Source organism: Muriicola soli, from assembly GCF_004139715.1.
In the GTDB taxonomy this organism is placed as follows: Bacteria; Bacteroidota; Bacteroidia; order Flavobacteriales; family Flavobacteriaceae; genus Muriicola; species Muriicola soli.
The window spans coordinates 132,655-145,105 of record NZ_CP035544.1 but is presented as its reverse complement, the minus strand read 5'-3'; the positions used below and the strand labels follow the sequence as shown (position 1 = coordinate 145,105).

The 12,451-nt window shown below is 43.3% G+C and carries 11 protein-coding genes; 10 read left to right on the top strand and 1 reads right to left on the bottom strand.

All coding sequences use genetic code 11. From position 1 onward, the window contains the following. Positions 1–21: 21 nt before the first annotated feature. Complete coding sequence (locus EQY75_RS14120) at positions 22–1,797, bottom strand: reprolysin-like metallopeptidase (RefSeq protein WP_246019922.1); 1,776 nt, start codon at positions 1,795–1,797, stop codon at positions 22–24. A gap of 49 nt (positions 1,798–1,846) precedes the next feature. On the opposite strand from EQY75_RS14120, the gene EQY75_RS00605 reads away from it, so the two are divergent. Genes EQY75_RS00605 through EQY75_RS00560 form a run of 10 tightly spaced genes read left to right on the top strand, consistent with a single transcriptional unit; the run spans position 1,847 to position 12,451 of the window. Continuing rightward, entirely contained in the window at positions 1,847–2,773 is a 927-nt protein-coding gene (locus EQY75_RS00605) for a bifunctional riboflavin kinase/FAD synthetase (protein WP_129601932.1), read from the top strand. Next, positions 2,774–4,120 (top strand): HTTM domain-containing protein, encoded by a 1,347-nt coding sequence (locus EQY75_RS00600; protein ID WP_129601929.1) that lies wholly within the window; start codon positions 2,774–2,776, stop codon positions 4,118–4,120. It begins immediately after the preceding gene. A 42-nt stretch (positions 4,121–4,162) separates the two neighbouring features. Next, the gene (gene serS / locus EQY75_RS00595; RefSeq protein WP_129601927.1) at positions 4,163–5,434 is read left to right on the top strand and encodes a serine--tRNA ligase; all 1,272 of its coding nucleotides are present in this window, start codon (positions 4,163–4,165) and stop codon (positions 5,432–5,434) included. Positions 5,435–5,486: 52 nt separating this feature from the next. Beyond that, positions 5,487–7,274, top strand: a complete 1,788-nt coding sequence (locus EQY75_RS00590) for a tetratricopeptide repeat protein (RefSeq protein WP_342774018.1) — start codon at positions 5,487–5,489, stop codon at positions 7,272–7,274. A gap of 29 nt (positions 7,275–7,303) precedes the next feature. Then, positions 7,304–7,942: a DUF4286 family protein gene (locus tag EQY75_RS14375; protein ID WP_129601925.1), complete on the top strand. Its 639-nt coding sequence runs from the start codon at positions 7,304–7,306 to the stop codon at positions 7,940–7,942. A 10-nt stretch (positions 7,943–7,952) separates the two neighbouring features. After that, the gene (gene rsmA, locus EQY75_RS00580; protein WP_129601923.1) at positions 7,953–8,822 is read left to right on the top strand and encodes a 16S rRNA (adenine(1518)-N(6)/adenine(1519)-N(6))-dimethyltransferase RsmA; all 870 of its coding nucleotides are present in this window, start codon (positions 7,953–7,955) and stop codon (positions 8,820–8,822) included. Next, the gene (mgtE, locus tag EQY75_RS00575) at positions 8,809–10,161 is read left to right on the top strand and encodes a magnesium transporter (RefSeq protein ID WP_129601921.1); all 1,353 of its coding nucleotides are present in this window, start codon (positions 8,809–8,811) and stop codon (positions 10,159–10,161) included. Before rsmA ends, mgtE begins: the two co-directional genes overlap by 14 nt. A gap of 28 nt (positions 10,162–10,189) precedes the next feature. Then, positions 10,190–11,131, top strand: coding sequence for a carbon-nitrogen hydrolase family protein (locus tag EQY75_RS00570; RefSeq protein ID WP_129601919.1), 942 nt, complete (start codon positions 10,190–10,192; stop codon positions 11,129–11,131). Beyond that, positions 11,121–12,089: a TolB family protein gene (locus EQY75_RS00565; RefSeq protein ID WP_246019920.1), complete on the top strand. Its 969-nt coding sequence runs from the start codon at positions 11,121–11,123 to the stop codon at positions 12,087–12,089. The genes EQY75_RS00570 and EQY75_RS00565 overlap by 11 nt, the downstream gene beginning before the upstream one ends. Beyond that, a complete protein-coding gene (locus EQY75_RS00560) occupies positions 12,086–12,451 on the top strand; it encodes a cupin domain-containing protein (RefSeq protein ID WP_129601917.1) in 366 nt (121 codons plus the stop codon). Before EQY75_RS00565 ends, EQY75_RS00560 begins: the two co-directional genes overlap by 4 nt.

Genomic DNA, 12,451 nt, shown 5'->3' with positions numbered 1-12,451 from the left:
CCTCCAGAAGGATAGGGTAACTTAATCCCCGTCCAAAGAGAGGAATATTTCAACAAATTGGGTGTTCACCGGTGGGGCATTGGTGCCTGCAACGTCCCAGCTAACAGTTTGTATAGTTCCCGCACTATAGGTCTCAGAAGAAGCCTGCGAATTTACCACAAAAGGTCCTGCAGAATTGCTGACGCGGACATTCAGGACATCAGAAGACACCTGTCCTCCCCCTGGCGCATTATCCCTGACAGTGAGCGCAAAATTCAAATCGCGCTCTATCTCCGACACCGTTTCCCAAGCCGAATTTATCGCGGGATTGACCTGGGTTAATTCTCCCTGTATTACCCTTTCCAACCTGGGAAAATAGCGTGCAGAATCAATTGCTGGCGGCAACGATCGGAAGTTTGCCCCACTTGCGTTCTGAGGACCGAATGTTTCTGTGGTCACCACCCCGTCATCTATTTGTTCCCAGGTAAAGGTAAGCACGTCTCCGGTATCCGGATCTGAAGCCTCTCCCGGTAATACGAAGGCTGTTCCACCCGGAATAACATAGTCCTCCAAAGGCGAGATAATCGGAGGAGAATTGGTCAAAGTCGTCTCTGCTGCGCAGGAAGTGGTAAGAATGTATTCTGAAATCTGTAAAATACTGAAGTAGTGAAAATAATCGTCTCCGTTGTTCTGTACATTGTTTCCCTGTACAATTCCTGCGTAGCCCATAATAGTTGATCCACTCGCAGGCTCTGCCTGAACCCCTGTCCCTTCAGAATCAAAGGACCAGGTGTGATTGGCCCCAAATTGATGTCCCAATTCATGGGCGACATAATCCAGGTCAAAAACATCACCCTGGGGAACGGTCGAAGCTGAATAGGCACTTCCTTTCTGATTGGTCTGGCAAACAGCTCCAATAAAACCTGCGTTCCCCCCATTGGTATCTTCGTGGAATAGGTGTCCGACATCGTAATTTAAATCTCCGATAATATTATTCAATGTGGTCTGAACTTCTGTATTCAGATTGCTTTGATAAGGATCAGTCTCAGGATCGGTGTACACTACGAGATCATTATTGGAAATCAATTCTAATTCGATTCCCAAATCGGACATAAACACCTCATTGACCCTGGTGAGGGTGGCATTTATCGCAGAAAGGGCACCAACTACAGTACCTCCGTGAAATTGAGTGTATTCGCCGGTGGCTGATACCGCGATCCTGAATTTTCTCAATCGTTGATCGTCAAAGAGTTTGCTTGTGCTGCTTTGTGCTGAGGCAATCCGCTTTTCCTCGGTTTCACAGATAAATTTTTCTATTTCACCTGTATATCCTATCCTGTCGTAGAGAATGTAATCCCCTCGTTGAGGAGATACTTTTTGCAGAAAACGATTGTGGTTCCCGTCGTGGTTCACAAACATGGCTTCTACTCCTTTTGGCGAAACACTGAATCGGACTCTTTTTGATTTGTCGTTGACTCCAATTCCGGAGTAGGACCTTATTTCAGGGTATTTGGCTGTAAGTTCAGGAGAAAAAACAGGAGTTTCTTCTACCTCAAAAGCAGTGAGTTGTCCTTCTGCATCTGGAAAGTATACCAGGGTCTGATCTACCCTTTGGGAGGTAATTTTTTCCAGCTCTCTGTTTAAAAGAGATTCCTGAAGTGAAAAATATTGTACTTTCTGGGCATCTAAACCCTTGAGATCGGAAGACAATATATTGTTTTGAACCTCAGCAGGCTGCCAATATTGACTTTGCCCCACTACGTAAAAGCAGGCAAATAACATGGTTATTGGCAAAACAAGACGTAGTTTTGTGGTCATTCGGGGACTTTAAATCTTTAAAAATAAGCCTTTTTATTATTTTAAGTGTGTGGTAACAGTTCAAAGCATATCTAAATACGATAAAAACCAGGCTTCTGTCATCACCATTGGGACTTTTGATGGTGTCCATATAGGGCATAAGCTGATACTTGAACGTCTCATAAATGATGCCAGACTCAATAACAGAGTGGCGGCTGTCCTTACTTTCTTCCCCCATCCGCGAATGGTTTTACAAAAAGATTCTGATCTAAAACTCCTCAATACAATCGGGGAAAAAAAGAAAATCCTGGAAGAACTGGGAATCGATTACTTAATTATCCAGCCTTTTACAAAGACGTTTTCCAGGCTAAGCGCCACCGCCTTTGTAAGGGATATGCTGGTCAATGCCCTCCACGCCAAAAAAGTCATTATAGGATATGATCACCGATTTGGCCGGAACAGGAATGCCAACATAAATGATCTCATTGCCTTTGGAAACACTCTCGAATTTGAGGTAGAAGAAATTCCAGCTCAGGAAATTGAGGCTGTAGCGGTCAGTTCCACAAAGATTCGAAATGCTCTTCTGGAAGGCGATGTGGTTACTGCCAACTCTTATTTGGGCTATAGCTATATGCTTACAGGAAAAATTGTCAAAGGCAAAGGACTGGGAAGGCAGCTGGGTTTTCCTACCGCCAACCTCAGGATCGAAGAGACCTATAAGCTTATCCCCAAAAACGGAGCCTATGTCATTGAGAGCCATATAAAGGGTCAAAGGGTCTACGGGATGATGAACATCGGCTTTAATCCAACCGTTGACGGACAAGATCAAAGTATTGAGATCCATTTTCTCGACTTTAAGGAAAATCTCTACAACAAGGTCATACAGATCAATATTCTGCAATGGATAAGGGAAGAGCAAAAGTTTGATACGCTGGACGAATTAAAAGAACAGCTTAAGAAAGATCAGGAAACAACTCGAAGAATAATTTCGGCTTAGATGTTAAGGCAGCTGCTTTTTAAACGGGTAGACAACAGTGCTCTGATTGTATTCCGAATCTTCTTTGGCCTCCTCATAAGCTTTGAAAGTTTTGGAGCTATCCTCACAGGCTGGGTCCGAAGAACCCTGGTTGAACCTTCATTTACCTTCTCCTTTATCGATTTTGAATGGCTTCAACCCCTTCCCGGAAATGGCATGTACTACTATTTTATTCTTATGGGGGTTCTGGGGATTTTCATTGCTCTCGGCTATAAATACAGGGGAAGTGTCATCCTTTTTACCCTGTTATGGACTGCAGTCTACCTGATGCAAAAAACAGCCTACAACAATCACTATTACCTGCTGATCCTCATATCTTTTTTAATGTGTTTCCTGCCTGCTGAACGCTATTCCTCCTTAGACAGCAAGAGGGATCCCACCCTCCTTTCAACCCACATGCCTGCCTGGGTTAAGTGGACTATTATTCTTCAGCTATTTATCGTCTATACCTACGCAGCCATCGCAAAACTCTACGCAGACTGGCTCGATCTTTCAATTATCGCCATTCTGATGAAAGGAAAAGCTTCCTATCCCCTGATTGGTGAACTACTGCAACAACCGTATATACATTTAGGGATTGGTATTGTTGGTATTTTATTTGACCTGTTGATCGTCCCTGCCCTCTTATGGAAGCCAACAAGGAAGTGGGCATTTGGCTTTTCTATATTCTTCCACCTCTTTAATTCAATTGTATTTCAAATCGGAATATTTCCCTATCTGGCTCTGGCATTTAGCGTTTTTTTCTTCCCGCCCGAACAAATTCGGAAAATCTTTTTCAGGAAAAAGGCGCCCTACACTGCTGAGGAGATTCGTATTCCCGGATATAAAAATACCCTGTTCGCCGGTTTGGGGATCTATTTTTTAGTACAGTTGGCTCTACCATTAAGGCACTATGTTATCCCCGGAGATGTCTTATGGACGGAAGAAGGCCATAGGATGAGCTGGAGAATGATGCTGAGAACCAGAGCAGGAATTATTCAATTTACCCTCGTGGACAAAGAGACCGGAGAATCATCGACTATACCACCCGGACTTTTTCTCAGTCCCGGACAGCAGGAGAAAGTGGCCTGCTATCCTGATTATATATGGCAGTTTGCGCAATTTCTGAAAAAGGAATACGCCCAAAGAGGACAAAACATTGCTGTTTATGCTAAAGCCAGAGTAAGTATCAACGGTCGCCCGCTACAACCTTTTATCGACTCCTCCGTTGATCTTGCGGCAGAGGAATGGCATCCCTTTAAACACCACAACTGGATCCTTCCATCTCCTCTGGCACTTGATAAAAATCATTCAGTGGGCCGCCCATAATTTTCGGCAATTAAGCGTAAATTTGTGTCTTAAATAAAGTAAATGCTAGTATTACAGCACATAAGGGATCACAAGGAGCAGCTGGTCACAGCGCTTAAAAAACGAAATCTGGATGCAGAGCCTTTGCTGAATAAGGTATCTGACTTAGATGAAAAAAGAAGGGCTATCCAGACTGAGATGGATGGTAAACTTGCCCAATTGAACTCCATTTCCAGGGAAATCGGGATGTTGTTTAAATCGGGTAAACCACAGGAAGCAAATGCCCTTAAAGAACAAACCACTCAAATTAAGGAGGATTCTAAAAAATTAGGAGAAGAACTCAATGAGGTCGTCTCGGACTTAGACCAGGCCCTTTATCTTATCCCTAACATTCCGAATGAATTGGTTCCTGCGGGAAACTCTGAAGAAGACAATGAAGAAGTAATTCGTGAAGGTGATATTCCTGAGTTGAATGAGGGGGCATTGCCCCACTGGGAGCTGGCGAAGAAATACGACATCATCGATTTTGAACTCGGTGTAAAGATAACGGGTGCGGGTTTTCCGGTGTACAAGGGCAAAGGGGCTCGTCTCCAGCGCGCATTGATCTCCTATTTTCTCGATAAGAATACGGAAGCCGGGTATCGGGAAATGCAGGTGCCTCACCTCGTCAATGCCACTTCAGGCTTTGGAACAGGACAATTGCCGGACAAGGAAGGTCAGATGTACCATATTACCGCAGATGATCTTTACCTTATCCCTACGGCTGAAGTACCAGTGACCAACATTCTCCGGGATACTATTTTACCCCTTAAAGACCTTCCCGTTTGCTATACTGGCTATACTCCCTGTTTCAGAAGGGAAGCAGGAAGTTACGGATCTGATGTGAGGGGACTAAACCGTTTGCACCAGTTTGATAAAGTAGAAATTGTAAGGGTGGAAGAACCTTCAAATTCTTACAAAGCTTTGGACGGTATGGTAGCCCATGTTCAAAATATACTTCGTGAACTAGAATTGCCTTACAGGATACTTCGACTTTGCGGAGGCGATCTTGGATTCACCTCAGCGCTTACCTATGATTTTGAAGTGTTTTCAACTGCGCAGGACAAATGGCTTGAGATCAGCTCTGTATCCAATTTTGAAACCTATCAGGCTAATCGCTTAAAGCTCAGGTACAAAGATAAAAATGGGAAGACCCAATTAGCCCATACCCTGAATGGTAGTTCTTTGGCTCTTCCCCGGGTTTTAGCGGGAATACTCGAAAATTATCAGACCAAAGATGGCATCCTGGTTCCGAAGGTGCTGATTCCCTATACCGGATTTGAGCTTATAGATTAAGATTTTCTTGGTAGTTTTTCTTCCGTGATTGGGTTACCTTTGAGAAAGTACCATGATGAAAGCTCTTATTTTTTGGTTGTGCTTTGTCACCGCTCTACCCCTATTCAGTCAGGACGATTTCCTGGCAAAACAGTATTTCAATGACGGAGAATACGAAAAAGCCCTTGTTTTTTATGAAAGGCTTGTTGCACAGAATCCCAGAAGGATGGATTTTGCTGAGAATATGGTGCGCTGTTATCAGCAGCTCGAGGCCTACGATAAGGCAGAGGCCTTCCTATTAAATAAAATAGAATCCGGAAGTGCCTACCCTACCATTTACATTGAACTCGGATACAATTATCGCTTGCAGGAAAAGATCACGCAGGCGGGGGAATACTACGACAAAGCCCTGGAGGCGATAGAAACCAACCCCAATTACGGATATGGAATAGGTGTAGGATTTCAGCGTTTTGCCCTGCTGGATTACGCCTTAAAGGCCTATGAACGGGCCATGGAATTAAATCCACAACTCGATTATTACTTCCAGATAGCCCTGATCTATGGGGAGCAGGGAAAGATCAAAAAAATGTTTGAAGCCTATCTGGAACTGCTAGGTAATGGCAGGTCTACCCTGGGCAATGTCATAGGAAGGATCAGTTCCTTTATCAACGAAGATCCCAATAATGAAAACAACAGGCTGCTCAGAGAGGTGGCACTTAAAAAAGCGCAAAAAGAACCTGCTGTTTTATGGAACGAGTTATTGAGTTGGTTGTTTGTTCAGCAAAAACAGTATAAATACGCCTTCCTGCAGGAAAAAGCTATTTTTAAAAGAACAGGTGAGGCCTCCATAGAACGATTAGAAGCACTTGGTGAAAATGCCCTGGAAAGCAAATCTCTTGAAATTGCGATCGAAATTTTCCGATATATCGATAAAAACAGCGTGGACCGTATCACCCAACTCAACGCACAATTAAACCTTTTGGATATTGAGCTGATGTCTGCATCCGAAAAAGACTACGCGGGAATAGAATCTAAGTACCAGGAACTGGTTTCAGAATACGGATATCAACCCACTACCCTCCAATTACAGGTGGCTTATGCGAATTTCCTCACTTTTAAGAAAAATGAATCCGGGAAGGCTATTCCTATTCTAAAGGAGGCCATAGATCTGCCTTTGACAAAATACGGAGAAGCCTACATTAAAATGGCTTTGGGCGATATATTGGTATTTGACCAGAAATTCAATGAGGCTTTGATCTATTTCTCCCAAATTCAAAAAAACCTGAAGAACGATGTGCTGGGACAGGAAGCACGCTTTAAGGTTGCGCAAACCAGTTTTTACAAGGGGGATTTTGATTGGTCACTTACACAATTAAAAGTGTTGCGGGGATCTACTTCTCAACTGATCGCAAATGATGCGATGCAATTGAGTTTGTTAATCTCGGATAATTCCTTTGAGGATTCAACACAGACTGCTCTTAAGAAATACGCAAAGGCCGACCTGCTCGCCTACCAAAACAAGAATGAAGAGGCTATTTCTATACTCGAAGAAATCATGCAACAGCACAAAGGAGAAAAAATCGAAGACGAGGCTTTGTTAAAACAAGCTGAACTTTTTGTGGAAAAAGGCGACTATGATTCTGCACTTTATAATTATACCAAGATAGTGGAATTCTACGGTGACGACATCTTAGCTGATGATGCGCATTTTGCCATGGCCGAATTGTTCAGGAATACATTGAATCAACCTGAAAAAGCGAAATATCACTACGAAAAGATTTTGTACAATTATCAGGATAGCTATTTTTTCCCTCAAGCCCGAAAGAACTTCAGGATTCTCCGAGGTGATAGTATTAATTAAGAAGATTAAATTAAGTCAACAGCAATTATATGCTTATATATAATGTGACGGTCAATGTAGAGGATTCCATTCATCTGAAGTGGTTAGATTGGATGCAGAAAACGCATATCCCGGAAGTATTGGCCACCGGAAAATTTCTGGAGGCAACGATGAGCAGAGTGATGGTGGAAGAAGAATTAGGAGGTATCACCTATTCGGTGCAATACAAGGCAAAGGACAGAACTACCCTTGATGCCTATTACAAAGAAGATGCCGATGGCTTGAGAAAGAAAACCCTGAAAAACTTTGGCAACTCCCTGGTCGCCTTCAGAACCGAACTCGAAGTGATTTCGATTGAGAAAGTACCAATAAAAAGCGCAACAAACTATTTGTTCTCTTATGGCACCTTACTGGATGAAGAAATACAAAAGATGGTATTTTCCCGGGTACTTAAGGGCAGTAAAGATCAGCTAAAGGCTCATTCTGTATCTCCGGAAAAAGTAGGGGGCCTCTATCCAACTATTCAGAAATCAGGGAATGCAGAGGACAAGGTAAATGGTTCTGTATTTATTGTTAGTGAGGAAGAAATGCATCTGGTAGATTCTTACGAGGGAGAAGCCTATCTGCGAAAAGAAGTAATCCTGGAATCCGGAATTAAGGCCTGGGTGTACCTGGGAAAAATGAAATGAAACGGCCTGAATGAACAAGCGAAACCGAAATTATTCCAAATCGAAAAGCAAGAACAGAAACCACGACTCAGGTGGGAGTCCGGTTAAAGCCAAAAAACACCTTGGACAACATTTTCTCAAAGATGATGAGATTGCGAGAAAGATATCAGAAACTCTTTCCCTTGAAGGATATGACCATGTGTTAGAAATAGGCCCGGGTACCGGAGTACTAACCAAATACTTACTTCTGCGCAAACTCAACCTGGTGGCCATGGATCTCGATGAAGACTCTGTAGTTTACCTCAACCACAGTTTCCCGCTGGAACACCCTAAGGTATTGGAAAGAGAAGGATCTTTTAAAGTTATGGAAGCCGATTTTCTCAAGGCCGACCTGCGTACTATCTTCGGAGATAAGCCTTTTGCTATCATCGGGAATTTTCCCTACAACATTTCCACTCAAATCGTCTTTCGAATGCTGGAATACAAAGATCAGATTCCTGAATTTTCCGGGATGTTTCAAAAGGAAGTAGCTAAAAGGATCTGTGAAAAGGAAGGGAATAAATCGTATGGGATCCTTTCTGTTTTGGTACAGGCTTTCTATGATGCGGAATATCTGTTCACTGTACATCCACAAGTTTTTGATCCTCCGCCAAAAGTACAGTCGGGCGTACTCAGTTTGAAAAGAAAGGAAAATTGGAAGTTAGACTGTGACGAGAAGTTGTTTTTCAGGGTAGTTAAAACCGCTTTCAATCAGAGGCGAAAGACCCTAAGGAATAGCTTAAAAACTTTTGAGCTTTCCAATAATCTAAAAGAAGATGCTATCTTTGACCAACGCCCCGAACAACTTGGGGTTGCCGAATTTATTTCGCTGACGAAGAAGATAGCAAATGACACCCTTTAAGCTCACAGAAGAACTTCTTGACAACATCGCTGGGCTCATCGATGCACAGAGCGATGATGCCTTGATCAACCTGATGAAGGAGGTGCATTTTGCCGATGTGGCGGAGATCGCCAATGAACTGGACGAAGAGCAGGCCACTTACCTTATAAAACTTCTCGATAGTGACAAAACCTCAGACGTCCTAACTGAGCTCGACGAAGACGTCAGGGAAGCCATTCTGAACAATCTCTCCTCAAAGGAAATTGCCGGGGAGCTTGAAGAACTGGATACCGATGATGCGGCAGACATCGTAGGAGAACTTCCCAAGGAAATAGTGCAGGAAGTTATTTCCGAAATTGAAGACAAAGAACACGCCAGAAATATCGTAGACCTGCTGCGCTATGATGAAAATTCTGCGGGCGGACTCATGGCAAAGGAATTGGTAAAGGTCAATGAAAATTGGACGGTCCTGCGCTGTGTCAAAGAAATGAGGGCTCAGGCCGAAAACGTTACCAGGGTACATTCAATTTATGTAGTTGACGACGAAGAAAAATTAAAGGGCAGGCTTTCCTTAAAAGATTTATTGACCACCTCCACAACCAATCCCATCAAGAACGTATATATCCCAAAGGTGGATTCTGTAAATGTGAACGAGAAACCCGAGGAAGTCGCCAAAATCATGTCTAAATACGATTTGGAAGCGATTCCGGTGGTGGATGAGATCGGCCGACTCGTAGGTAGGATTACCATCGATGACATAGTAGATGTGATCAGGGAGGAAGCAGAAAAAGACTATCAATTAGCAGCGGGTATATCCCAGGATGTGGAAGCTGATGATAGCATTTGGATCCTTACCCGTGCCAGGTTGCCCTGGTTGTTTTTAGGTCTTTTGGGAGGCCTTGGTGCCGCGGCCATTATGGGTGGTTTTGAGGAGATGATCAGCAATCATGCTATTCTGTTCTTTTTTACACCTTTGATTGCCGCCATGGCAGGAAATGTAGGGGTCCAGTCCAGTGCTATTATAGTACAGGGCCTTGCCAACGACGATCTCAAAGGGAGTATAAGTAACCGCCTGGTGAAAGAAATGTTCCTCGCTTTACTCAATGGAATAATTCTGGCCGTGGTCCTACTCTTTTTTACCTGGGTTTGGAAAGGGACATTTATCACTGCCCTTGCCATTTCAATCTCGCTGATAGCTGTTATCGTGGTCGCCGGGATCATTGGTACATTCACCCCCTTGTTCCTTCACAAACGAGGGATAGATCCGGCAATAGCAACAGGGCCGTTTATCACTACCAGCAATGACATCTTTGGTATCCTAATTTATTTTACCATTGCCAAAGTACTGCTGGGCATCTGATATTCCCGTTGACCTTAAATAAACACTTATGAAGGTTAAAGTTGGAGTCGTTCAGGATTATCCTGTTTTTTTTGACAGGGAAAAAACTCTGGATAAAATGGAATCAATCCTAGCAGATCATGCAGAGGATGGGTACCAACTCCTGGTTTTTCCAGAGTCATTTATTCCAGGCTATCCCAGGGGCTTTACCTTTGGAGCTGCGGTAGGCAAGCGTACCGAAGCAGGTAAAAGTCTCTATGCAGAGTACCGTAGTCAAAGTGTGGACATCAATGGCCCCGATCTTAAACGACTTGAAAGACTTTCTAAAACCTATAACACCTACTTGGTAGTTGGAATCACAGAACGTTCTGACAACCACGGAAGCTTGTTTTGTTCGATGCTGTATGTCTCTCCGGATGAGGGTTTACTGGGGGTCCATCGGAAAATTAAACCCACAGGTACCGAAAGGGTAATTTGGTCAGAAGCTTCAGGTGAAGACCTGGTCACCTTTAATACGAATATTGGGAAATTAGGCGGACTCATCTGTTGGGAAAATTATATGCCGCTGGCTAGAATGGCGATGTATCAGAAAGGGATAGAAATTTATATCGCTCCCACCGCAGATGCCAGGGAATCCTGGGTGGCTTCTATGCGTCATATTGCGCTTGAAGGACGATGCTTTGTGTTGGGCTGCAACCAGTACATCAGCAGATCGATGATTCCAGAAAAGTATCAGGACATGTTAACAGAAGAAGAGGAGCAGATGTGCCCGGGAGGAAGCGTAATTGTTTCCCCTTCCGGAGAAGTGCTTGCCGGGCCGTTGTGGAATGCTGCCGGAATCGTATCCGCTGTTATCGATTTGGAGGATATCCCAAGGCAAAAATTGGATTTTGACGTAAATGGGCATTATTCCCGAAAAGACATCTTTGAATTCCGGGTAAAAAACCAACCTGAAATTCACAATGAGAAAAACAAGAGGAATGAAGAATAAAAACTTCTATTGGGTATACTTACTTCTAATATTCAGTTGCCAGCCAAATAACATGGTTTCATTTGATCTCAAGGACAACCCGAAGGAACTGACACTTTTTGCTGAAGACCTTATTTCTACGCCTTTATACGAACGTGATTTCGCTGTTTCCCCGGATGGTAATGAAGTGCTATTTACAAGAGGTACTTACACTCAGAAAATTAGAGCCCTGGTATCTATTTCGAGTGAAGGAGCAACTTGGGGAGAAGCTCAGATTCTTCCATTTTCAGGGAAATACCAGGATATTGAACCTTTTTACGCACCGGATGGTAGTAAGTTGTATTTCGCTTCAAACAGACCCATTTATAACGATACCACACGAAGTGATTACAATATTTGGGCAGTAGAACGAAAGGAAAATGGCTGGGGCGTCCCTTTTCACCTCGATTCAATTATCAACACCAAAAATGATGAGTTTTATCCTGCTGTAAGTTCTAACGGGAACCTCTATTTTACGGCTACCCGTACAGACGGAATCGGAAGGGAGGATATTTTTCTAAGTGAATATGCCTCAGGGCAATACCAGACTCCTACCCCATTGGATTCAACGGTCAATTCCACACTTTATGAATTCAATGCCTATGTTAATCCCGATGAATCTTTTATCATTTTCAGCTCCTTTGGGAGGGAGGACGGATATGGCGGTGGTGACCTTTACTTTTCCGAAAAGTCTGCGCATGGCAGTTGGACACCGGCTCAAAATATGGGCCCGGAACTCAATTCTGAATTTCTGGATTTCTGTCCTTTTGTAGATCAGAAGCATGGGAATTTGTATTTTTCAAGCGATAGGACAGATCAAATACCCGTAAGTGTTGAGTCTGCTCAGGATATCCTGAATGAAGCAAATAAAACCTTGAATGGCATGGGAAATATATACCGCATCAATTTGTCGAATACACCTTTAAAGTCTTTGCAATGAACGCAATTAACCTCAATAAAAAACTCGGGATATTCAGAGACCAATGGCATCCTCATCAGATCGCTGTTGTAGATGATATGCAAATCCTTCTCGCCAAAATCAAGGATGAATTTGTCTGGCATGTTCATGATAGGGAAGACGAGTTATTTCAAGTCTTAAAAGGAACCCTTTATATGCAATTCAGGAACAAAACCGTAGAAGTGAATGAAGGAGAGATCATAGTAGTTCCTAAAGGCGTTGAGCATTGTCCTTCCACCCGCAATGGTGAGGAAGTACACCTGTTGCTTTTTGAAAAATTATCTACGGCTCATACCGGGAATGTAGAGGATACCCGGACAAAAACCCATTATCCAAAAATATGA